The 22,024-nt window shown below is 66.5% G+C and carries 28 protein-coding genes and 1 riboswitch; of the genes, 7 read left to right on the top strand and 21 right to left on the bottom strand.

The features are described from left to right. Positions 1 to 15: 15 nt before the first annotated feature. From NYR55_RS14180 to NYR55_RS14265, 18 genes are all read right to left on the bottom strand, one after another. On the bottom strand, positions 16 to 1,506 hold the full coding sequence (locus tag NYR55_RS14180; RefSeq protein WP_260022202.1) for a glycosyl hydrolase family 28-related protein: 1,491 nt from the start codon (positions 1,504 to 1,506) through the stop codon (positions 16 to 18). Beyond that, entirely contained in the window at positions 1,503 to 2,672 is a 1,170-nt protein-coding gene (locus NYR55_RS14185) for a rhamnogalacturonan acetylesterase (protein WP_260022203.1), read from the bottom strand. The genes NYR55_RS14180 and NYR55_RS14185 overlap by 4 nt, the downstream gene beginning before the upstream one ends. Positions 2,673 to 2,759: 87 nt before the next feature. Then, positions 2,760 to 5,456: a Tat pathway signal sequence domain protein gene (locus NYR55_RS14190; protein ID WP_260022204.1), complete on the bottom strand. Its 2,697-nt coding sequence runs from the start codon at positions 5,454 to 5,456 to the stop codon at positions 2,760 to 2,762. Continuing rightward, complete coding sequence (locus NYR55_RS14195) at positions 5,453 to 6,136, bottom strand: DUF6250 domain-containing protein (protein WP_260022205.1); 684 nt, start codon at positions 6,134 to 6,136, stop codon at positions 5,453 to 5,455. The genes NYR55_RS14190 and NYR55_RS14195 overlap by 4 nt, the downstream gene beginning before the upstream one ends. Positions 6,137 to 6,276: 140 nt before the next feature. After that, positions 6,277 to 6,594 carry a PilZ domain-containing protein gene (locus NYR55_RS14200; RefSeq protein ID WP_260022206.1) on the bottom strand — a complete coding sequence of 106 codons (318 nt, stop codon included), beginning with the start codon at positions 6,592 to 6,594 and terminating at the stop codon, positions 6,277 to 6,279. Between the two features lie 114 nt (positions 6,595 to 6,708). Then, a complete protein-coding gene (gene tyrS, locus NYR55_RS14205) occupies positions 6,709 to 7,932 on the bottom strand; it encodes a tyrosine--tRNA ligase (protein WP_260022207.1) in 1,224 nt (407 codons plus the stop codon). A 75-nt stretch (positions 7,933 to 8,007) separates the two neighbouring features. Continuing rightward, positions 8,008 to 8,283 carry a hypothetical protein gene (locus NYR55_RS14210; RefSeq protein ID WP_260022208.1) on the bottom strand — a complete coding sequence of 92 codons (276 nt, stop codon included), beginning with the start codon at positions 8,281 to 8,283 and terminating at the stop codon, positions 8,008 to 8,010. 108 nt (positions 8,284 to 8,391) lie between these two features. After that, positions 8,392 to 8,808 (bottom strand): SufE family protein, encoded by a 417-nt coding sequence (locus tag NYR55_RS14215; protein WP_260022209.1) that lies wholly within the window; start codon positions 8,806 to 8,808, stop codon positions 8,392 to 8,394. A gap of 130 nt (positions 8,809 to 8,938) precedes the next feature. Continuing rightward, the gene (locus NYR55_RS14220; protein ID WP_260022210.1) at positions 8,939 to 9,193 is read right to left on the bottom strand and encodes a hypothetical protein; all 255 of its coding nucleotides are present in this window, start codon (positions 9,191 to 9,193) and stop codon (positions 8,939 to 8,941) included. Positions 9,194 to 9,204: 11 nt separating this feature from the next. Next, positions 9,205 to 9,453, bottom strand: coding sequence for a hypothetical protein (locus tag NYR55_RS14225; RefSeq protein ID WP_260022211.1), 249 nt, complete (start codon positions 9,451 to 9,453; stop codon positions 9,205 to 9,207). Positions 9,454 to 9,484: 31 nt separating this feature from the next. After that, positions 9,485 to 9,622, bottom strand: a complete 138-nt coding sequence (locus NYR55_RS14230; protein ID WP_260022212.1) for a hypothetical protein — start codon at positions 9,620 to 9,622, stop codon at positions 9,485 to 9,487. Between the two features lie 39 nt (positions 9,623 to 9,661). Next, on the bottom strand, positions 9,662 to 9,937 hold the full coding sequence (locus NYR55_RS14235) for a hypothetical protein (protein WP_260022213.1): 276 nt from the start codon (positions 9,935 to 9,937) through the stop codon (positions 9,662 to 9,664). A gap of 13 nt (positions 9,938 to 9,950) precedes the next feature. Beyond that, on the bottom strand, positions 9,951 to 10,280 hold the full coding sequence (locus NYR55_RS14240) for a hypothetical protein (RefSeq protein WP_260022214.1): 330 nt from the start codon (positions 10,278 to 10,280) through the stop codon (positions 9,951 to 9,953). Positions 10,281 to 10,303: 23 nt separating this feature from the next. Further along, positions 10,304 to 10,615, bottom strand: a complete 312-nt coding sequence (locus tag NYR55_RS14245) for a cell division protein ZapB (protein ID WP_260022215.1) — start codon at positions 10,613 to 10,615, stop codon at positions 10,304 to 10,306. 30 nt (positions 10,616 to 10,645) lie between these two features. After that, the gene (gene pspC / locus NYR55_RS14250; protein ID WP_260022216.1) at positions 10,646 to 11,023 is read right to left on the bottom strand and encodes an envelope stress response membrane protein PspC; all 378 of its coding nucleotides are present in this window, start codon (positions 11,021 to 11,023) and stop codon (positions 10,646 to 10,648) included. A gap of 1 nt (position 11,024) precedes the next feature. Continuing rightward, positions 11,025 to 11,297: an envelope stress response membrane protein PspB gene (pspB, locus tag NYR55_RS14255; protein ID WP_260022217.1), complete on the bottom strand. Its 273-nt coding sequence runs from the start codon at positions 11,295 to 11,297 to the stop codon at positions 11,025 to 11,027. 4 nt (positions 11,298 to 11,301) lie between these two features. After that, positions 11,302 to 11,970, bottom strand: a complete 669-nt coding sequence (pspA, locus tag NYR55_RS14260; RefSeq protein ID WP_260022218.1) for a phage shock protein PspA — start codon at positions 11,968 to 11,970, stop codon at positions 11,302 to 11,304. Positions 11,971 to 12,082: 112 nt separating this feature from the next. Next, entirely contained in the window at positions 12,083 to 12,265 is a 183-nt protein-coding gene (locus NYR55_RS14265) for a hypothetical protein (RefSeq protein ID WP_260022219.1), read from the bottom strand. A 179-nt stretch (positions 12,266 to 12,444) separates the two neighbouring features. Here NYR55_RS14265 and pspF point away from each other — a divergent pair, with 179 nt between their 5' ends. After that, on the top strand, positions 12,445 to 13,497 hold the full coding sequence (gene pspF / locus NYR55_RS14270) for a phage shock protein operon transcriptional activator (protein ID WP_260022220.1): 1,053 nt from the start codon (positions 12,445 to 12,447) through the stop codon (positions 13,495 to 13,497). 15 nt (positions 13,498 to 13,512) lie between these two features. Here pspF and rnhA read toward each other — a convergent pair whose 3' ends face one another. Genes rnhA through ispH form a run of 3 tightly spaced genes read right to left on the bottom strand, consistent with a single transcriptional unit; the run spans position 13,513 to position 15,913 of the window. Then, complete coding sequence (gene rnhA / locus NYR55_RS14275) at positions 13,513 to 13,980, bottom strand: ribonuclease HI (RefSeq protein ID WP_260022221.1); 468 nt, start codon at positions 13,978 to 13,980, stop codon at positions 13,513 to 13,515. Continuing rightward, a complete protein-coding gene (thrB, locus tag NYR55_RS14280) occupies positions 13,977 to 14,933 on the bottom strand; it encodes a homoserine kinase (protein WP_260022222.1) in 957 nt (318 codons plus the stop codon). The genes rnhA and thrB overlap by 4 nt, the downstream gene beginning before the upstream one ends. Before the next feature lie 23 nt (positions 14,934 to 14,956). Then, positions 14,957 to 15,913, bottom strand: coding sequence for a 4-hydroxy-3-methylbut-2-enyl diphosphate reductase (ispH, locus tag NYR55_RS14285; protein ID WP_260022223.1), 957 nt, complete (start codon positions 15,911 to 15,913; stop codon positions 14,957 to 14,959). 126 nt (positions 15,914 to 16,039) lie between these two features. Between ispH and NYR55_RS14290 the strand changes: the two genes are divergently transcribed. The 6 genes from NYR55_RS14290 (at position 16,040) to gcvPB (ending at position 22,015) form a co-directional block, all read left to right on the top strand. Next, positions 16,040 to 16,693 carry a hypothetical protein gene (locus tag NYR55_RS14290; RefSeq protein ID WP_260022224.1) on the top strand — a complete coding sequence of 218 codons (654 nt, stop codon included), beginning with the start codon at positions 16,040 to 16,042 and terminating at the stop codon, positions 16,691 to 16,693. 111 nt (positions 16,694 to 16,804) lie between these two features. After that, positions 16,805 to 16,895: riboswitch (glycine riboswitch) on the top strand. A gap of 175 nt (positions 16,896 to 17,070) precedes the next feature. After that, positions 17,071 to 18,249 (top strand): glycine cleavage system aminomethyltransferase GcvT, encoded by a 1,179-nt coding sequence (gcvT, locus tag NYR55_RS14295; protein WP_260022225.1) that lies wholly within the window; start codon positions 17,071 to 17,073, stop codon positions 18,247 to 18,249. Continuing rightward, entirely contained in the window at positions 18,246 to 18,617 is a 372-nt protein-coding gene (gene gcvH, locus NYR55_RS14300) for a glycine cleavage system protein GcvH (protein WP_260022226.1), read from the top strand. Before gcvT ends, gcvH begins: the two co-directional genes overlap by 4 nt. A 5-nt stretch (positions 18,618 to 18,622) precedes the next feature. Beyond that, positions 18,623 to 19,078: a hypothetical protein gene (locus NYR55_RS14305; protein ID WP_260022228.1), complete on the top strand. Its 456-nt coding sequence runs from the start codon at positions 18,623 to 18,625 to the stop codon at positions 19,076 to 19,078. A 10-nt stretch (positions 19,079 to 19,088) separates the two neighbouring features. After that, positions 19,089 to 20,447, top strand: a complete 1,359-nt coding sequence (gene gcvPA / locus NYR55_RS14310; RefSeq protein ID WP_260022230.1) for an aminomethyl-transferring glycine dehydrogenase subunit GcvPA — start codon at positions 19,089 to 19,091, stop codon at positions 20,445 to 20,447. Next, on the top strand, positions 20,444 to 22,015 hold the full coding sequence (gcvPB, locus tag NYR55_RS14315) for an aminomethyl-transferring glycine dehydrogenase subunit GcvPB (protein ID WP_260022232.1): 1,572 nt from the start codon (positions 20,444 to 20,446) through the stop codon (positions 22,013 to 22,015). Before gcvPA ends, gcvPB begins: the two co-directional genes overlap by 4 nt. Positions 22,016 to 22,024: the final 9 nt, after the last annotated feature.

The following is a 22,024-nucleotide window of genomic DNA, read 5'->3' on the forward strand; positions in this document are numbered from 1 at the left end:
GGGGTCGGGGGCCGGTCAAATGGCTTTCTGATCCGGAGCGGCATTCATGCCGGCATCGCAACCCGCGCAATCATCGAGGCGGATCGGGGGGCGCGGGTCATCCTTTGCATTGTCCAGGGTCAGTCTGTCCAGCGTCAGGCCGACGACATGGCGGCACCACAGGCCCCAGGCGGGGGTGATGCCGAACATGCTGGGTTCGGGATAGGCATCGGCCAGTTCCGGGGGGTCGGCGGGGCTCGCGATCGGTGCAGCCGATGGCGCGAAATCCAGGCGGATGCCGGACAGGGTCACGTCGCGCACCGGATGGGAAGGCAGGCCGACGATCTGAGCGGCAAAGCGCGGGTCGATGCCGCTGGCCGTGACCCGTTCGATGCGGATGCCCCCGATGCTGCCGATGCCGGTGCCCACCGGGCCGCGCCGCCGGTCGCCCAGCCGGACGAACAGTGGCGCGGTCGTCACTTCTGTCATCACCAGATCGCTGGCCACCACATCCGCGATCGACCCGCCATCGACACATTCGATGGCCAGGCCACGCGACCGTTCGAACCGGCATCGTTCGATGCGGATGCGGCGGAACGGGCCGTTGCTTTCCGTGCCGATCTTGATCCGCCCGGTCACCCGGTCACGGTCAGGCGCCAACTGCTGCGTGCGGCCATGGCTGCCGTCCAGCATCGTGCCGCGATCCCATCCGCTGACGGTGCAGTCCCGGATCACGATATCCTCGCTTGGCATGGCATGGCCCAGCGCAAGGCTGGTCTTGATGACGATGGCGTCGTCGTTGGGCGTGTTGACCCGGCAACGCTCGATGCGCGCGCGGGCCACGCAATCCAGGTCGATGCCGTCGCGATCGGTGTCGATGGCGCAGTCGCGGATCACCAGATCCTCGCACCCCGTGGCCAGAATGGCGAAATGGCCGCCGTCACGGATGGTCAGCCCGGCGATATGGGCGTTGCGGACACAGCGAAGGGCAATCGCCTTGTTGCCAAGGCCCCGCATCGCCGCCCGGTCCGGTTCCAGCTCGGCGATTTCGGCCGCGCTCATCCCCGCCATCGACAGCGGCCGCTCCCCCGCCTGACGCTGCCACCGGGCGCCCGGCCCGTCGCGGGTCAGCCCTTCGCCATGGATGGTGCCGGGGCCGAGGATCGCGACGTCGCTGATCCCGTCGCCCCAGATCAGGCTGTTGTGCCAATGGCTGTGGCCGAAATCCTGATACAGCTGATCCCCGCGATCCTCGAACGGATCATAGGCACCATCATGGCGCGCCGGATCCGCACCGATCAGCGTCGCACCAGCCGCCAGCACCAGCGTGACGCCAGCGTGCAGCCGGATCGAAAAGCTGAGATAGCGGCCGGGCGGGAACAGGACCATGCCGCCACCCGCCGCCGCGCGCACCGCCGCGTTGATCGCCGCCGTGTCGAGCGTCCATCCGTCGCCCACCGCGCCATGGCTGCGCACATCGACGATGCGCGCGCCATGATCGGGAAAGGGCAGGGGGGCAGGGATCAATTGCCGTCCGGCCGCCGCCGGTCGATGCTGGCGCTGGCAGGCACGCCGAAGGTTTCGGGCAACAGCGGCTGGTCCGCATCGAAGGGCGGGGCGACGACATGGGGGGCCAGCGCCGGGATGGTGCGGCGCACGCCGTCGGCCACCGCATGGGCCATCAGCCAGGCGCCGTAATTGTTGTGATGCGTGATATCGCGCCCGCCATCGCTGAAGGCCAGCGGCGCGCGTTCCGGCCCCAGCGCCTCATAGATGCGGCGGCTGGCGGTGTTGAGGTCGATCAGCGGCACCTGCTCCTCTGCCGCCACGCGCTTTGCCGCCGCGACATGATCGGCCAGGGTCTGGCGGATGCGTCCGCCGTCAAAGCTGCGCCGTTCGGGCGACGTGACGATCACCGGCGTTGCGCCGCGCGCCCGCGCCTCTGCGATATAGGCGCGCAGCATCGCGGGATAGACATGGACCGGATCGGCATAGGTTTGCGGCCAGTTCTGTTTCTGATCATTATGGCCGAACTGAATGAACAGGGTGTCGCCCGGCTTCAGCACCGACAACAGCTTGGCAAGGCGCAGGTCAGTGGCAAAGGATTTGAGGGTCGATCCCGACCGGGCATGGTTGGCCACGGCAACGCGGTTGTCGAACATGGCGGTGACCATCTGTCCCCAGCTTGCCCCCGGCTCACCCCGCTGATCGGTGACGGTGGAATCTCCGACCAGATAGAGCGTCGGCACGTCGGCCGGTTCGACGGTGACGCTTTGCACCACGGCATCGCCGATGAACTCCAGCGTCAGTTTGTCGTCCCAGCTGAACCCCGCCAGATCGCCGTCGGGCAACAGGACGCGGCTGCCGCCCGGCGCGTTGGCGGGCGGGGGCGGAAAGGCGGGCGTGCGGGTGTTGACGACAAAGCTGGTCGTCCACGCCTTGCCCGGCGCAATGCTTGCCCGGTCGATCATCAGACGCCGGTCCTCCGCCTTGACGGTCAGGCGCGCGGCCTTTTGAGCGGGCGCGCGGGCGGTGATGGTCACGCGATGATTGCCCTCTGCCACCGCGACCGAGAACAGCCGGTTGGCGGGCGTGCTGGCCGGTTCATAGCCCGCGCCATCGGCATAGGGCCGGTCGGGGGCGACCGGCTGTCCATCGCCATTGCCGGCAAGTTGCCATCGGGTCTGGGCCATGGCTGGCGCTCCGGTAAGTGCCGCGAGGGCGGCGGTCAGGACAAGGATCGGCCGTGCGTATCGCATCTCAGCGCCCCTTTCGAACCGTCATTGCCGTCGCCGGGGGCGGCGGGGGGCAGGCAGATCGGCCCGGTCCAGCGCATCGGGCACCAGCGCCAGCAGCTGAATGGCGGCCAGCCCGAATTGCGAGGCGGCGTTGGTCGACATGCCCGGCCATTCCGCCCCGCCACCGGCCAGGGTGACGCGCGGATCGCCATCGGCCAGCGGCAGCCCCGCCTCTGCGCCCAGGAACTCGGCTGCCGCCCGATCGGCCAGCGCGCGGTTGCCATCGGCCCGGGCGGCATAGGCGGTCAGGCGCGAATGACCCTGTTTCAGATTGGCGGAGCCGGAGCGCGCCCGGCCGGTCGCCGCGCGGAACGCCTCCCCCGACAGATTATAGTTGCGGCAATAATCCAGCCACGCCGACCGGTATCGCGGCACATCGATCAGGGCGATGATCTCTGCATTCACCTCGACCGCGCCGAACACGGCGTTTAGGTGCGAGATGGACTGTCCCTCGCTCGGCAGGAAGCGGCCGGTTTCCAGGTGATAGAAGCCGCCGCCCGCAAACCAGCCCGCCGGCATCCGCCCGATGGAATCCATGCCCGCCATCAGCCGGTCGCGCCATTTGCGATTCCCCGTCCGTTCCCATTCGGTCAGCCATGCGGCGGCAAGCGAGCACCAGACGGTGCCGAACGACATGTTGACCGTGCCCGGCGGCGGCGTTTCGCGCGTGTTTCCCGGCACCTTTCGCTCGATCACCACATCGGCAAGCCGCTGCTCCGACCCCAGCAGCGCGCGCATCAGGTCGCCGGTGCGCTCGTCCGCGGTCAGATAATAGAAGATGCGGCGATAGGCGGCCGTGCTGACGCGCGGCTGTTTCGAACTGTCGGAAAAATGCTGGACGCCGTGGCGGGTGCCCAGCCCGGCAAACCGGCCGAGATGATAGACATCGACCTCTCCGGTATGGCGGGTCATCGCCTCTGCCAGGCGGAAGGCGCGGGGATCGGCACTGCGCATCGCAGCGTACCAGAGCCACAGGTCGGGCGAGAGTTCGCTGTTCGCCCAGGCAAAGCCGCCAATGTCGTACCGCCACTGATGCCGGTCGTCGTCATAGCTGTGCATGACATCGCCATGGTCCCAGAAACCGTACCAGCTGCGATGTTCGACCTCGTCGGCATAGAAATCGAGCATCCGGTCCAGATGATCCTCGATCATCGCGCGGCGCGGCGTGCTGCGGTCGGGCAGCGACCAGTCGCCGAACACGCCCGCGGCGTGCAGGCTGGCCGGTTCCGCCATCAACTGCGGCGGCGTGGCGACCCCGGCTGCCATTGCATCGAAGGTGGCGGCATCGGGCGTGGTGGCTAGCGCCCACAGGGTCAGCTCGCTGGTCCGCGCAGCGCCGCTGGCCGTGTCGAAGCCCGGTTCGTAATCCTCGTACGTGATGTCCAGCCCCTCATTCTGGGCATCGAACGTCTCCATGCCCAGCACGCCGCGATAGGAACGAAGGTCCATCGCGGGGGCGGCGGGCGACCAGAGCCATGCGATCAGCCGCCCCGTATCGGTTGCCGCATCCGCGATGTGCAGCGCCGACGGATGCCGTTGCCAGAACCATCGCTGGCCGATCGCTGCCCCGCCCGAAGCGCCGCCCAGATAGCCGAGGCCGGGCGCGCGCCGCCCCTGAGCCGACGGGACCCAGGCATGGCCGGGCACCGTCCGCTTGGCGATGGTGAAGCCATTGGCATTGGGCTGTTCCAGCGCGACATCGCCCCATGCGGGGATCCGGTCGAGCCGATCGCGCACCGCCGCCGATAGCTCCGCCAGAGGCGGCGCGGCGCGGCCGGCAATCTGTGCCTCGCGCGCCACGCGGCCGGGATCGCGGCGCAGGCCGGTCAGCGGTCGCACCGCCTCTGCCCATGGCGCGCCATCGGTTGCGATCCGCAGATGCCGGTCGTGCAGGGGATCGCGCATCGGCACCGATGCTTCGATGCCCAGCGAGGCGATGAAATCCCGCGCCGGGTCGCCGTCATGGATAAAGCTGTGTACCATGCGCAGCGCGGACGATCCGGCATAGGCGTAAAGGCGCACGACAAAGGGCAGCCATGCCCGCCCGTCCGTGCCGCGATGCCGCCCCTCCACCCGGATCACGGCGCGCACCGGCCCGCGCTGTTCCACCGTCACCTGCTCGATCATGCCGGTCAGGGGTGCGGCGGCAGCATCCGGGCTGCCCGTGCGGTTGCTGCCGACCAGCCGGACGGGGCCGATGACCGCGCGCCCGTCGATGCTGGCGGCCTCAATCACCGCATCGCCGCTGCGCGCGACCCGCCACTGCGCCGCGCCGGTATCGATCGCCAGATGGTCCGGCCGTTCGGTCAGGGTCAGGGGGCGGGCGGGCCGTGCCGGGCGGCCCGGCGCGACGGACAGCGGGCCGGCAGCAGTGCCGGGCAGGATCGCGTGCGCCGCCCATTTCACCGAGCCATCGGGCCAGGTGGCGGTGATCCAGCTTTGCGCCGGAACCCCCTTGCCCCCGGCGGTGACCGCAAAATCGCTACCCCGGCGGACCGCTCCGCGCGGCCAGGCCGTGCCGACTGTCGCGCCATGCGGTGCCGTGGCCGGATCGCCGTCGATCCAGCGCAGCCCGACCGGCGCGGCGCGACCGGGCGTGGCGGCCGCCGCAACCGTGCCCAGTCCGGTGGTCAGCACGGGCAGGGTAGCCGCGCCTTTCAGCAGATGCCTGCGGTTCATGCCGTTTCAATCCTCACGTCGCGAAGCTGCCAATGGCTCCAGGTGGTGCGAAATCCGAACCAGCCGGCGCGATAGGGGCTGGGGTCGGTCCATCGGAACAGCGGGGTGCCATCCCGGTCGACGCCGATGCGCCCGGTGTCGGCGGTCAGTTCCACCTGGGTCCAGCGGTCCGGCCGGAGCAACGCCGGGGCGTCGGCGCGATCATGTTCGGGCAGCAGCGGCCGGTCGCCGGGGCGGCCGGTATAGCGGCGCATCCGCGTGGTCGTGTTCCCGTTGCCGCCGATGCCGACATAATAGGTGCGCAGGCTGTCATACCCCTCGAACTGCCCGGACCGGCGGCCGCGCGGGTCGCCATCGGGGCTGGCCGGATCGCTGGCCATCCAGAAGGCGTTGAGATCGCTCAACCGGTCATTCGGGCCGCCATCGGTGATCGGCCGCGCGGCAAAGCGGATGCGGGTAGGACCGGACAGGCGCCGGCGATGCCAGAGGGTAAGGCCGGCGGGCGTTTCGATGTCGATGATCTCGCCGTGAAAGCGGACGCGCGCGGCGGCATCCTCCGCCTCGATCAGCCAGTCGGCAGGGTCGGGCGCGGCAGCACGGGCCGTTGCCGCAAGGGTGGCGAGCGGCAGGCCGAACGTCACGGCGCGGCGCGACAGGCGGGCAGATGGAAAGCAGCGCATTTCCCGCCGATGCTGCACGCTCCGCCTCTCCCCTGCACTGAACGGCCTTTGCCGTCGATCAGGGGGACAACGCTAGCGCCAAGGCAATGTCCGGCGCAATGCCGATTTCGCTATGTGGAGATTAATTCCATAATGCAGGATCAGCCGCGCATCACATGGGCGAGCAGCTGATAATAAGTCGCCCGGTCGAGCACGGGATCGAACTGCCCGCCGATCCGGCCGCCAAGGGACCAGCGCACATCGACGATCACCTGGCCGACAACGGGAAGCTGAACGCGGATCAGGTCCCCCTGCTGAATACTGGCATCCAGCCGCGCCATCAGGCCATGCGGCGACAGGTTGACGATCAGCAGCGTCAGCGGACGCCCGCCCGGCCCGGTCGCACGAGCGCGAAAATGCACCTCGTCCCGATCGACGGCGCGGTTTTCGACATAGGCTAGGCTGCTCGCTGCCCTCATTTGTCCGTGACCCCACAGGCGGTTGCCCTGATGCCGACCATGGAACAGGCGGATGAACGGATCGGCAACAACTATGCCTAACGGATCCTTGCACCCACGCGGCAGCCGGGCGGATCAGGCCGGCCGCAACAGGCCGTGATGCTTTTTACCGGCGGAAATCCGCACCTCTCCGGCAACGGTCACCATTGCCGCCTCGTCCGCGATCTTTTCGCCCTCGACCCGTGCGCCGCCACCCTTGATCAGCCGCCGTGCCTCGCCCTTGGATGCCGCAAAGCCCAGGCCCACCAGCGCATCGACGATCGCGATCGAACCGCTGACTGCAAGCGTCGGGAGCGAGCCGCCAGCGGCCCCTTCCTCGAAGGTGCGGCGGGCGGTTTCGGCTGCTGCCTGCGCGGCATCGCGGCCGCGGCACATGGCGGTCGCCTCGTTCGCCAGCACCTTCTTCGCTTCGTTGATCTCCGCGCCCTCAAGCGCCTCCAGCCGGGCAATCTCGTCCAGCGGCAGATCGGTGAACAGGCGCAGGAACCGGCCGACATCGCGGTCGTCGGTGTTCCGCCAGAACTGCCAGTAATCATAGGCGGGCAGCGCATCCTCGTTCAGCCAGACCGCGCCCGACATGGTCTTGCCCATCTTGCCGCCGTCCGCCGTGGTGATCAGCGGCGTGGTGACGCCGTAAACCTCGGTCCCGTCGACGCGGCGCGACAGTTCCACGCCGTTGATGATGTTGCCCCACTGATCCGATCCGCCCATCTGCAGGCGGCAGCCGATGCGGCGCGACAGTTCCAGAAAGTCGTACGCCTGAAGGATCATGTAGTTGAATTCGAGGAAGCTGAGGGACTGTTCGCGGTCCAGGCGCAGCTTGACCGAATCAAAGCTGAGCATCCGGTTGACGCTGAAATGCTGGCCGATGTCGCGCAGGAACGGGATATATTCCAGCGCGTCGAGCCATTCGGCATTGTCGAGCATCACCGCATCGGTCGGACCGTCGCCGAATGTCAGGAAGCGTTCGAACACCGTCTTGATCGACGCGATGTTCGCCGCGATGACATCCCCGGTCATCAGCTTCCGCGCCTCGTCCTTGAAACTGGGGTCGCCGATCTTGCCGGTGCCGCCGCCCATCAGCACGATGGGCTTGTGCCCCGTTTGTTGCAGGCGGCGCAGCAGCATGATCTGAACCAGGCTGCCGACATGAAGCGACGGCGCGGTCGGATCGAACCCGATATAGCCGGGCACCACCTGTTTCACGGCCAGCGCGTCGAGCGCGGCCGCGTCGGTCATCTGGTGCACATAGCCGCGCGAGGACAGCAGGCGGAGGAGGTCGGATGCGTATTCGGTCATGACAGCGCGCGCATAGCGAAGCGCGATGCCAGTGTCATCCGCAGGTTTCGGAATGAAGCCCTGTGCCCAGGTGGTTCAGCGGTTCACCCGGATCGGGGTGAAGACATAGAAGATCACGGGAACGACGATCAGCGTGCCGAACAGCAGGGCGGCGATTTCAGACCGCTCGTTGAACACCAGCCCAAGGCTGGCCGCACCGAGCAGCAGCACAAGGCCGAACAGCAGATAGGGCGAAGGAACGGTCAGCCGTTCCCCGCAGCGTTTGCAGATGAAGCGCTTGCCGATCCCGGTAAAGCTGCTGAAGAACGGGGTGCGGGTGTGGCACCGGGTGCATTTCGGCCCAATCGACATGAACGGGTATAATCGCCTTAAGGTACGCTGACAAACACTGACGCCGACAATGCGTCCGTCGGCTCAGGCGTAACCAAGCGATCGCGCCGGATCAAGGGCCGGGGGAAGTCAGTGCGTGTCGCTAACAAGCCGACCTGCGGTTTCGCGGATCAGGGCGATCATGTTCGGAATACCCTGTGTCCGGTTCGAGCTGAGCTGGGCGCGAAGATCGAACGGCGCCAGTGCCCCTTCGATATCGGCCGCCGCCACGGTTGCGGCCGGTTGATCCTGCACGGTTGCCAGCACCAGCGCGACGATCCCCTTGGTAATCGCAGCATTGCTGTCGGCCAGGAAATGCAGCGTGCCATCGTCCCGCTGCACGGCATAAACCCACACGCTGGCCGAACAGCCGCGCACGAGCGTTGCGTCGGTTTTCAAGGCGTCGGGCATGGGTTCAAGCTGACGACCCAGATCGATCAGCATCCGGTAGCGATCATCGGGGTCCAGAAATTCATATTCGGCGTGAAGATCGGCAAGGATGGTCATGCTGGCGATATAGCGGCTGGGCGGTGCGGCGAAAGCCCCGTCGGTCCCGATTGTGCCCGCTCAGCGTCTGCCTTGCACCGTCCCCGTCATGGACAGGGACGGTGCAAGGCGGAAGGGGGGGCGTCCGGCGTTACAGTTCGACGCCGGCGGCAATCGCTTCCAGTTTGCGGATGCGTTCCTTGAGGTCCGCGATCTCGATCCGGGCGCTGGCATTGCCGGTGCCGGCATCGTCCGCCTGTGGCGCATAGCTGCGGCCGCCCAGCGACAGTTCCTGCTGCTTCAGGGCCAGCCAGCCCTTCCAGCCGGCCAGCGATGCGACGGTGACCATGCCCAGCCCGGTCAGGGCGGCGGTGGCCAGGATCATGGTGGAATTGGGGTCGAACATCGGACGGTCCCTCAGTTACGGTCTTCGCCGCGCAGCCGCTCGATCTCGCGATCCAGGCTGCTGGACGAATGATTGTCGGTGATGACGCGTTCAAGCACCTGAACCCGTTCGCGCAGGGTGCGGATTTCCTCGCGCATCCGGGCGGCGTCGGCACTGTCGGCGGGGGGCTGATCGGGTGCCGGCTGGCTCATCCTGGCCTTTACGATACTGCCGACCGTGACGACGATCACGATGGCAACGACCATTTCGAACGGACCCATGGTGCTTGCTCCCTTTGCGGTCGGTTATCGGTTATTCGGCGGGTTGCAGCTGGTTGTCGGCCAGCCGGGCCAGGCGCTCTGCACGGCGGACCGGGCGGTCGCGGCGTTCCGCGATCCAGCACAGGCCGGCGGTGATGGTGGCGACGACGCCTGCGAAAACGAGCATCATGTTCTGTTTCTCCTTCGATGCGAAATGGGTCGGTACAGGTCAGTTCAGCGGTGCGTCGCGCAGCCGCTCGATCTCGTCGGCCACCGCCATGCCGCGATCGGTGACGATGCGTTCGAGCACGCGGACCCGCTGTTCGAGCCGTTCCGTGCCGGCAGCGTATTGAGCGGTCTTTTCCGCCAGCAGCTTGGCCTCAAGCTCCATCTGAAGCCGCCGGTGTTCCAGCATCGGCTGGACGATCAGTTTGGCCACCAGCGCGACGATCGGGATCATGGTGCCAAAGGTGATGCCGAGAATGGGGATCCAGACGGGGTCCATAGCGATTGCTCCCTCAGTTGGTCTTGCCGCGCAGCATCTCGATCTCGCGGTCGAGGCTGTGGGCGCTGTCGGTGACGATCCGCTCGACATTGGCGAGCCGGTCCTTGATCGATCCCAGTTCGGCGCGAAGCTGGGCGTTTTCCTGGCTGAGCAGCTTGATCCGCTCCATCGCCTCGTCGTTGCGCTGGGGATAGATGGCCTGTCCCCAGGCGCCGTCGAGCGGGTAGCCATTCTTGACGCGAAGCCAGGTGGTGAACATCCAGGCCACAAGGCCAAGGGCGCCGATCAACAGGCCGCAGCCGATGATCCAGGGCAGGTTGGGGGCAAGTTGATCGGCGATCATGTCGGTTCTCCCTTTGCGGCGGTTCAGCGCAGGCTGTCGATTTCGCGGGCGATCCGCTGGGCCGGGTCGGTGGCGATCCGTTCGAGGACCGCGATCCGTTCCTCCAGCCGCGATACCTTGCCGTTCAGCTTTTCATTCTCGCTGGTCAGCAGGGCGATCTTGCGGACGGCGTTGGGATAATCTTCCTCCAGTCCGTCAAACCCCAGGGCAGTGGTGCCGCCCCATTCGTTTTCCACCGGATAGCCGTGCTTTGCCCGGATCCAGCTGTTGATCACCCATCCGATGGTCGAGATCGCGATGATGGCGATGACGAAACCGGGTCCACTCCAACTCATGATCCTGTTCCTCCCTGTTCGTGCCGTCGATCAGCGCAGGCTGTCGATTTCGTCGGCCAGGCGACGGTTGCGGCTGGTGTAGAAGATTTCGATGTCAGCCAGGCGGCGGTCGATATCGCGCAGCTTTGAGCGGACCTCGCTGGTCGAACGGCGCGGATTGCTGCGCACGCCCTGCCAGAACTTCTCATCCTCACGGGTTTCATACAGGCCAAGCGGCTTTTTCGGGGCCACCCAACCCATGACCAGGTAACCGATCAGCACCCATCCGCTGGTCGCCAGGGTCAGGATGACCGTGGACACCCGGATGATCGTGACATCGATGCCGGTATAGTCGGCAAGCCCGGCGCACACGCCCATCCACTTGCCATTATGCTTGTCGGTGTAAAATTTGGTGCGGCTGGCGGACATTTCAGTTCCTCCTGCTGTAATCGAAGGACGGGTCTTCCGACTGGCTCGACTGAGCGGGGCGGAAGTCGGGGTTGTCGGCGGCGATGATGCGCTCGATCGTTTCGAGCCGTTCGTCCAGCCGCCGGGCGGTGTGGTAAAGCTCGTCGAGGAGCTTTTCGTCCTCGCCGGTGATGGTCGCCGCCTGCTTCCACTTGGTGACATAGTGCATGATCACCCAGGGAAGGCCGATGAACAGCATCCCGACGACGCCGATGGGAACCAGAATGTCCTCCATCGGATCAGCCCTCCTTGTTCAGGCGGGCCTTCAGCGCGGCCAGCTCGGCATCGACCTTTTCCGACGACTTCAGCTCGGCGATTTCCTCCTCGAGCGTCTTGGCGGGCTGACCCATGCCCAGTGCGTCGGCGCGGCCTTCGGCCATGTCCACGCGGCGTTCCAGCACATCGAAGCGGCTGAACGCCTCGGTGATGCGGCTGCCCGAATAGACTTCACGCATCCGGGCGCGGTTGTTGGCGCTTTCCAGACGAGTGACGATCGACGACTGGCGGGCACGGGCTTCGCGCAGCTTGTTCTGCAGCTTGGTGATGTCCGCTTCGGATGCCTTCAGGGCATCGTCCAGCACCACGATCTCGGCCGACAGCTGGTCGGCCATGTCGGCCGCCTTCTGCTTTTCGGTCAGCGCGGCCTTGGCCAGGTCCTCGCGGCCCTTGCTCAGCGCCAGCTCGGCCTTTTCGGTCCAGCTTCCCTGAAGCCCTTCCAGCTTGGCGATATGGCGGCGGATTTCCTTCTGATCCGCGATGGTGCGGGCGGCGCTTGCGCGCACCTCGACCAGCGTCTCCTCCATTTCGAGGATGATCATGCGGATCATCTTGGCCGGATCCTCCGCCTTGTCGAGCAGGTCGGTGACGTTTGCGGCGATGATATCGCGGGTGCGGGAAAAGATACCCATCGGTAATGCTCCTTCGTCAAATCACTTCGAAAATCGGCCGGGGCGGGGTCTGGGGCTGTCCGCCCCGGCCGTTCCTTCGCCACCCCTGGGGAAAGGCAGCGAAAAAGACCCGTCAGTCCAGCTGCGGCTGGCCATTCGGCTGAGCGGTTTCGACCTGTGCCCACACATGCGGGGTACGGTCGGCCTGGCTTGCCTTGGCCGGTGCCACCGTGCCGATCATCAGCACGCTGGTCCCGAAGGAGGCGAGCAGGATCGCGGCAAAGCGCTGGTTGGTTGTGGCGTTGATGCTCTTCATTATTCGGTTATCCCTGAACCTTGATCTGTTTTGCTCCACCGCTTTCGGGTGGTGCCTGATGCTTTGCACGGGGCGTGCCAATTTCGAGAATGGCGCAAATCCGCCAAAGCTGAACGTCAGATAAACAGGGTGGCAAATGCCGCTTGCCAACAGTTGGTGATTTGCGCCAATTGTAAGGAATGGAGCGCGCAACTCAGGTCATCGGCCAGTCCGGCCCGTTCATGGACGCGCTGGAACGCGCCAGCCGTGCGGCGGCGCTGGACCGTCCCGTGCTGGTGATCGGCGAACGCGGCACCGGCAAGGAACTCGTCGCGGAACGCCTGCACCGCCTCAGTCCGCGCTGGGATCAGCCGCTGGTCACCATGAACTGCGCCGCGCTGCCCGAAACACTGATCGAGGCCGAACTGTTCGGGCATGAGGCAGGGGCCTTTACCGGCGCGACCAAGGCGCGGGCCGGGCGGTTCGAGGAAGCGGATGGCGGCACGCTGTTCCTGGACGAACTGGGCACCCTGTCGATGGGCGCGCAGGAACGGTTGCTGCGCGCGGTGGAATATGGCGAGATCAACCGGATCGGCTCATCCCGCGCGGTGCGGGTCGATGTGCGCATCGTGGCGGCGACCAACGAACATCTGCCCGACCGGGTGGAGCAGGGGACGTTCCGGGCCGATCTGCTCGACCGGTTGAGTTTCGAGGTCGTGACGCTGCCCCCCCTACGCGCGCGGCCGGGCGACATCATGGTGCTGGCCGATCATTTCGGGCGGCGCATGGCGGCGGAACTGGGGCGCGATCAATGGCCGGGGTTTGGCCTGCACGCCACCGAATTGCTGACCACCCATCGCTGGCCGGGCAATGTCCGCGAACTGCGCAACTGTGTCGAGCGCGCGGTTTATCGCTGGGACCAGCCGGGGCCGGTGGACGTGATCGAACTCGACCCCTTTGCCTCCCCCTATCGCCCGCGCGGCCAGGCACCCGCCGCGCGCGATGCCGCCCCGTCGCCGGGCAATCCTGCGGGCGAGCCGGTGGCAGTGCCATCGACCCGGCTGGAGGACAGCCCGTTCGACGGCGCGGTCGATTTCAAGACGCGGGTCAACAATTACGAACGATCGCTGCTGACCCGTGCCCTGTCGGAAAACCGGTATAATCAGCGCCATACCGCTGAGGCACTGGGCCTCAGCTACGACCAGCTGCGCCACGCCCTGCGCCGCCACGACCTGCTGGGCGAAAAGGGGTAAGGTGGCCCCCCCGGCTCAAGGCCGGGGTGACGGCGGGGAGGTGCCCGCAATCTTTGCCGCGTCGCTGGCGAGTTTGTCGGCGCGTTCATTGTCCGGGTTGCCGGCATGGCCCTTGACCCATTGCCATTCGACGCGGTGGGGGGCGGCGGCGTCGAGCAGTTGCTGCCACAGGTCCGCATTTTTCACCGGTTTGCGGTCGGCGGTCTTCCAGCCGTTCTTGCGCCAGCCATGGATCCACTTCGTCAGGCCGTCCATGACATAGCGGCTGTCGGTGGACAGCTTGACCCGGCAGGGCCGCTTCAACGCGGAAAGACCCTGGATCGCGGCCATCAGTTCCATGCGGTTGTTGGTCGTCATCGGCTCGCCGCCCGACAGCTCCCGCTCGTTCTTGCCCATGCGCAGCAGGACGCCCCAGCCGCCTGGACCCGGATTCCCCTTGCACGCGCCGTCTGTCGCGATTTCGACCAGCGAGAGTTCGGTCATGCGAACAGGTCCGCGCCCATGCCGCGGTAAAAATCGTAGCGCCGCAGATAGGCGAGCGGATCCTTTCGCGTGACCATCGCGTCGGCCGGTGTGTTCAGCCAGTCCCAGGCGCGGCTGAGCAGGAAACGCAGCGCCGCACCCTCCGCCAGCACGGGCAGGGCCGCGCGCTCCGCGTCGGTCAGGCCGAAGCTGCCGGCATAGCCCGCGATCAGCGCGCGGCCGATGGGCGGGGAAAAGTCCCGGCCGCTGGCATCGAACGACCAGGCACCGTGCATGACGGCCAGGTCGTAGGCGCGGATGTCCGTACAGGCGAAATAGAAGTCGATGAGGCCGGTCACCCGGTCGCCCAGCATCAGCACATTGTCGGGAAACAGGTCGGCGTGAATGGCGCTGGTCGGCAGGTCGCTTGGCCAGCGGGCGAGCACGCTGTCCAGTGCCTCGCCGACCCGGCCATGCAGGCCGGGTTCGATCCGGTCGAGATCGCGGCCGCACCGGTCATATTGCGCGCGCCAGGTATTGGCGCCCATGGAATTGGGCCGGTCGACGCGGAAATCGGCAAGCGCGCCGTGCATCCGGCCCATCGCCGCGCCCGCCGCCAGCGCCTGTCCCTTGGTCGGATGGCTGACCGACACGCCGGGCAGGAAGCGGATCAGGCAGGCGGGCCGCCCATTCAGCTCATGGATTTCCCGGCCCTGACGGTCCTTGATCGCTGGGGGGACGGGCAGGCCCTTTGCCGCCAGATGATCGAGCAGCGCCATGAAATAGGGCAGGTCGCCCGCCGCCACCCGCTTTTCATACAAAGTAAGGATATACCGTGAAGTCGTTGTTTCGACGAGGAAGTTCGAGTTTTCGACGCCCTCTGCAATCCCCTTTGCCGACACCAGTTCGCCCGCATCGAATCGCTTCAGAAATGCCGCCAGCGCCTCGGCGGACACGTGAGTATAAACTGCCAACCCCTGTCCCCGTCCGGCTTGAACTAGGCCGCTTCTTCCAGTCCGCGCGGCAGCTTGAAGGCGATGTCCTCCCGCGTCGTTTCCACCTCGCGCTCGGTGACGTCGAACCGGGCGGCAATGGCCTCCACCACTTCGCGGACCAGCACTTCGGGGGCCGATGCGCCGGCCGTGATGCCCAGCGAGCGGACCCCGTCCAGCCACGCGAAATCAAGGTCGGCCGCGCGCTGGATCAACCGGGAATTGGTCCCCTCACGCTTGGCGACCTCGACCAGCCGCAGCGAATTGGACGAATTGGGCGCGCCGATCACCAGCACCAGATCGACCGAGGAGGCGATCGCCTTGACCGCCGCCTGACGATTGGACGTGGCATAGCAGATGTCGTCCGCCTTGGGCGCGACAATGCCCGGAAAGCGGCGGGTCAGCACTTCGAGCACCGCGGCGGTATCATCGACCGACAGCGTGGTCTGCGTCAGAAAGGCGAGGTTTTCCGCATCGGCCGGGGTCAGCGCCTCTGCATCCTCGACCGTTTCGATCAGGGTGATGGACCCTTCCGGCACCTGACCAAAGGTGCCGATCACTTCCGGATGCCCTTCATGGCCGACGAACAGGATGTGGCGGCCCGCCGCGACCAGCCGCTCGGCCTGGCGGTGCACCTTGGACACCAGCGGGCAGGTGGCATCCAGATAGGAAAGCCCGCGTTCCTGCGCCTTGGCCGGCACCACCTTTGGCACGCCATGCGCGCTGAACACCACCGGCACGCCGTCCGGCACCTCGTCCAGTTCATCGACGAACACCGCGCCCTGCGCCTTCAGCGTATCGACGACGAACCGGTTATGGACGATTTCGTGCCGGACATAGACGGGCGCGCCATATTTCTCGATCGCAAGCTCGACGATGCGGATGGCGCGGTCGACGCCCGCGCAAAAGCCGCGCGGGGCGGCGATGAGCAGGTCGATGGCTGGCTTTGCGGTGCTGGTCATGGCATCGGCCTTTACGCGATTGCTTGCGAAGGCGAAAGGCGGTTCCTATGGTGCGCGCCGCCCGGCCGGGGCCTTGCACGTTCCCGGATCGGCCCGTCGTTCGCCCGTTCAAGAAAGTATCCCATCGTGAAGCCAGCCAAAGCCGCCATTCCCGCCCTGTTCGTTCTGGCGGCCGTTCTGGCGGGCTGTTCCCGCACTGGCGAACTGGACGTAGGCCAGGGCGTCGGCGTCAGCGCGGTCCGTTCGGCGTGCCCGACGACGGGTGTCGTTGCCGGTGCCGGCGACATCACCCTGTTCGATCCGGCCGGCAGCCAGGATGCGAACGCGATCGACATGACGGCGGTCATCACCAATGTCCGCGCGCAATGCGGCACCGTGAATGGCGAGATCGTCAGTCAGCTGACCTTTGACATTCTGGCCCGGCGGACGCGCACCGATGCGGCCCGCACCGTGACCGTGCCCTATTTCGTCACCGTCCTTCGCGGTGGCAGCCAGGTGGTGAGCAAGCGCGTGGCCGAAGCGACGCTGACCTTTGCGGCGGGCGAGCCGCGGGCCCAGGCGCGCGGTCAGGGGACGGCCGTGGTGAACCTGTCCGCCGCCACGCTGCCCGAAGAGGTCCGGCAGCAGCTGACCCGCCGCCGCCGCGCGGGCGACGAGGACGCCGCCGTCGATCCGCTGAGCCAGCCGGAAGTGCGCGATGCGGTGCGCGCCGCGACGTTCGAGGCGCTGGTCGGTTTTCAGCTGACCGAGGCGCAGCTGGCGTACAACGTCACCCGCTGATCCCGGCGTTCTTCCGGGCTATCCACAGATTCGATCGGATCGTCGCGATCCTCGATTGACTCGCCTGTTGCACCGCGTCACAGGTTGACGGGTCGGCGCCGGGCAACCGGTATCGGCAGCGCGGGAGAGTGTGGGTTCAACCCCACCGCCGAAGGAGCAACCGCCCCGGAAACTCTCAGGCAAAGCGGACCGCGCGTGCCACGACACTCTGGAAAGCGTCCCGGCCCGGTGCCGGGGCCACCGAAGGGGTAAGTCCGCCGGGTCGCCCGCGCGGATCAAAACTCTCAGGTCCCGTGACAGAGGGGGCGGTTGGATCGGGCGCCACAGCGACGCGCCGGTTCCTGCCGTTCTTCGTCCGTCGCGCGGGAACCGACAGAGTGAGCGAAGTCATCGACATCGACAGTGGAGCAGGCGACGACGCGCTGCCCGAAACCCTCACGTTGCCGCTGGACGGGTGGCATCGCGCGCGCGGCGGCCGGATGGTGCCGTTCGCCGGATACTGGATGCCCGTGCAGTTCGACGGGATCATGGCCGAACATCTGTGGGTGCGTGACAGTGCCGGCCTGTTCGACGTGTCGCACATGGGCCAGCTGACCCTGTCCGGCGAGGGCGCGGCAGAGGCGCTGGAGGCGCTGGTGCCGGGCGATATCTCCGCGCTGAAGGCGGGACGCATCCGCTACACGCTGCTGCTGGCCGACAATGGCGGCGTGCTGGACGACCTGATGGTCACCAATACCGGGCACGGCCTGTATCTGGTCGTCAACGGCGCGACTAAATGGGACGATATCGCGCATCTTCGCGAGCATTTGCCCGACGAAATCACGCTCAATCACCTGGACGATCATGCGCTGCTGGCGCTGCAGGGGCCAAAGGCGGTCGATGCGCTGGCCCGGCTGGGGCTTGAGCCGCTGCAGGCCGACTGGCCGCGGGTCGAGCAGCTCGCGTTCATGCAGGCATCGCCCTATCGCTGGAACGGCATCGATATCGGCGTGTCGCGGTCCGGCTATACCGGCGAGGACGGGTTCGAGATTTCGGTGCCCGCCGTCCATGCCGCCGCGCTGGCCGATGCCTTGTGCGAACAGCCGGAGGTCAAGCCGATCGGCCTTGGCGCGCGCGATTCGCTGCGGCTGGAGGCCGGGTTGCCGCTGTACGGCCACGACCTTGATCCCGACACGACGCCCGTTGAGGCCGATCTGGCCTTTGCCCTGTCGAAAAAGCGGCGCGAGACGGGCGGCTATGCCGGGTTCGAGCGGATCGCACATCAACTGGCCGATGGTCCCATCGTGCGCCGGGTCGGCCTGATCGTCGAGGGACGCCAGCCGGTGCGCGAGGGCGCGGCGGTGGTCGATGCGGAGGGCAGCGAGGTCGGCCGCGTCACCAGCGGCGGCTTTGCCCCCAGCGTCGGCAAGCCCATCGCCATGGCCTATGTCCCCGCCGCTTCCGCCGAGCCGGGCACCCGGATTCTGCTGAGCCAGCGTGGCAAGGTGCATCATGCCACCGTCACGCCCATGCCCTTTGTTCCCCACCGCTATGTTCGCACAGGAGCCGCGAAATGAGCCGTTACTTCACCGAAGACCATGAATGGATCGAACTGGACGGCGAAGTCGCCACCGTCGGCATCACCGATTATGCGCAGAGCCAGCTGGGCGACATCGTGTTCGTCGAAGTGCCGGAACCGGGCAAGGAATTGAGCAAGGGCGACGATGCCGCCGTGGTCGAGAGCGTCAAGGCCGCCAGCGACGTATATTCCCCCGCCAGCGGCACCGTGATCGAGGGCAATCCGGCGCTGGAGGAAAATCCCGCGCTGGTGAACGAGGATCCGGAGGGCGAGGGCTGGTTCTGGCAGATGACCCTGTCCGATCCGTCGGAGCTGGACGCCCTGATGGACGAAGTGAAGTACCAGGAATTCGTCAGCAAGCTGTGAGAGCGATGCTCGCCTTGACGTTGTTGTCCGCAGCTGGATGCAATTCGCAGCAACCCGAGATCGTTGCTCAGCCGACGGTCTCCGAGGTTCTCGAAAGTTGCAAGGCGTATTTGGGCAAGGCCGTGCGAGTTGCCGGATATCTTGGTGATTGCGCCGGGTATGACTGTCACCTGTTCAGCGACAAGGCTGAGAAGGTAAAGTGGGACCGGTATATCGCTGCTATTTCGCAACCCCGGATCATTTTGGCGGATCTCCGGGAGCCCGAAAAGGTGATGAGTGTAGGCTTCACCGACGAAGCTTGGGACCGCAAGGCCGAGAAATTTCAACAAAGCTACGTCGTCGTCAGTGGTCGAATGGACGAAACTAGCTGCGATGGCCGGGGCGGAACCGACCGCTCGCCAGGAATTGAGCCCACCGACATCAGAGCCTGGACGCCCGCCGAGGGCGCTCCTGCCAATTGAGAAGGCACTTATGCGCTATCTGCCCCTGACCCAGACTGACCGCGAGGCGATGCTCGCAACGATCGGTGCTGCCAGCATCGACGATCTGTTCCTCGACGTGCCGGAGGAAGCCCGGCTGAACGGGCCGATCCGCGGCCTGCCAAACCATGCCAGCGAAATGGCGGTCGAACGCCATCTGAAGGCGCTGGCGGCCAAAAACACGGTGGCGGGCGAGGTGCCGTTCTTTCTTGGCTGCGGCGCCTATCGCCACCATGTGCCGGCGACGGTCGATCACATCATCCAGCGCGGCGAGTTCCTTACCGCCTATACGCCCTATCAGCCGGAAATCGCGCAGGGCACGCTGCAGATGCTGTTCGAATTCCAGACGCAGGTTGCGCGGCTGTTCGGCACGGATGTGGCCAATGCGTCGATGTATGACGGGTCGACCGCGTGCTGGGAAGCGATCGGCATGGCGCGCCGGGTGACGCGGCGGGGCAAGGCGATCCTGTCGGCCGGGCTTCACCCGCATTACGTCTCCGTTGCCAACACCATGGCGAAATATACCGGGGATCAGCTGATCACCCGCCTGCCCGCGCTGACGCCGCAGACCGATCAGGCCGAGTTGATCGCGCAGATCGACGGCGACACCAGCTGTGTCGTGGTTCAGTATCCCGACATTCTGGGCCGGATCGAGGATCTGACCCCGCTGGCCGATGCCTGCCATGCCAACAAGGCGCTGCTGATCGTCGTCGTCACCGAACCGGTCGCGCTGGGCGCGATCCGCAGCCCCGGCGAAATGGGCGCGGACATCGTGGTGGGCGAGGGTCAGTCGCTGGGCGTCGGCCTGCAGTTCGGCGGCCCGTATGTCGGCCTGTTCGGATGCAGCGAAAAGCTGGTTCGGCAGATGCCGGGCCGGCTGTGCGGGGAAACGGTCGATGCGTCGGGCAAGCGCGGTTTCGTGCTGACGCTGTCGACGCGCGAACAGCATATCCGCCGCGAAAAGGCGACCAGCAACATCTGCACCAACAGCGGCCTGTGTGCGCTCGCCTTTTCGGTGCACATGACGCTGCTGGGGGAAAAGGGGCTGCGCGATCTGGCCGCCCTGAACCACGCCCGCGCGGTGCAGGTGGCCGACCGGCTGGCCAGCGTGCCGGGGGTGGAGATCGTCAACGACGCGTTCTTCAACGAATTCACCGTCAAGCTGAGCAAGGAAGCCCGCCCGGTCGTCCGCACGCTGGCCGATCGCGGCGTGCTGGCCGGGGTGTCGCTGGGCCGATTGTATCCCGGCAACGATGCGCTGGCGAACGGGCTGGTCGTGGCGGTGACGGAAACGGTGACGGACGAGGATATCGAGGCGCTGGCAAGCGGCCTTCAGGAGGTGCTGGCATGAACGCGATCAATCAGAGCGGATGGCGCCCGGAAATGGGCAATGGCGCGGGCAGCGAAGCGGCGGGGACCTTTACCGGTAACCGCGCGCTGATGCTGGAAGAGGCGCTGATCTTCGAAATCGGATCGACGGAGACGACGGGCGTCGATATCGCCCCGGCACCCGAGGTCGCCGATCGGCTGGGCGGTCTTGCCCGCCGTGCGCCGGTTGGCCTGCCCGGCCTGGCCGAGCCGGAAACGGTGCGGCACTATACCCGCCTCAGCCGCCAGAATTATGCCATTGACCTTGGCCTGTTCCCGCTGGGGTCGTGCACGATGAAGCACAATCCGCGCCTCAATGAGCGGATGGCCCGGCTGCCCGGATTTGCCGACATCCATCCGCTTCAGCCGGTGGACACGGTTCAGGGCGCGCTCGGCCTGATCGACGAACTGGCGCACTGGCTGATCACGCTGACCGGGATGCACGCCGTCGCGATGAGCCCCAAGGCAGGGGCCCATGGCGAGCTGTGTGGCATCCTGGCGATCAAGGCGGCGCTGGAAAAGCGCGGCGATCCCCGCAAGGTGATCCTGGTGCCGGAAAGCGCGCATGGCACCAACCCGGCGACGGCCGCCTTTGCGGGCTTTACGGTCGAGGATATTCCGGCAACGCCCGAAGGCCGCGTGGATTTTGCGGCGCTGAAGGCGCGGCTTGGCCCGGACGTGGCGGGTGTGATGATAACCAACCCCAATACCTGCGGCCTGTTCGAGCGCGATTTGCGCGCGATTTCGGACGCGGTGCACGCGGCGGGCGGGTATGTCTATTGCGACGGCGCGAACTTCAACGCCATTGTCGGCCGGGTCCGCCCCGGCGACCTGGGCGTCGATGCCATGCACATCAACCTGCACAAGACCTTCTCGACCCCGCATGGCGGCGGCGGCCCCGGTTCCGGCCCGGTCGTCTTGTCCGAGGCGCTGGCGCCGTTCGCGCCGCTGCCGTTCGTGGAAAAGACTGCGGACGGGTTCCGCCTGGTCGAGGAAGAAACGGCGGGCGAGCATCATGCCGACAGCTTTGGCCGCATGGTCGCGTTCCATGGCCAGATGGGGATGTTCACCCGCGCGCTCAGCTATATCCTGAGCCATGGCGCGGATGGCCTGAAGCAGGTGGCAGAGGACGCCGTCCTCAACGCCAATTATGTTCTGCGCAGCCTGGAGGGCGTGCTGGACGCGCCGTTCGCCGCCAGCGGCCCGTGCATGCACGAGGCGCTGTTCAGCGACGATAACCTGGCAGAGGGCTTTTCGACGCTGGACGTGGCCAAGGGGCTGATTGACGAGGGGTATCACCCCATGACCGTCTATTTCCCGCTGGTCGTCCATGGCGCGATGCTGGTCGAGCCGACCGAAACGGAATCCAAGGCGGCGCTGGATCAGTTCATCGGTGCGCTGCGCAGCGTGGCGGAACGGGCAAAGGCGGGCGACGCCACGCTGAAGTCCGCGCCGCATTTCGCGCCGCGCCGGCGGCTGGACGAAACGCAGGCCGCGCGCAAGCCGGTGCTGGTGTGGAAGGATGCGCCGCTGGCCGAGGCGGCGGAGTAACCGGAGGAT

The organism is Sphingomonas sp. BGYR3, from assembly GCF_025153455.1.
In the GTDB taxonomy this organism is placed as follows: Bacteria; Pseudomonadota; Alphaproteobacteria; order Sphingomonadales; family Sphingomonadaceae; genus Sphingomonas.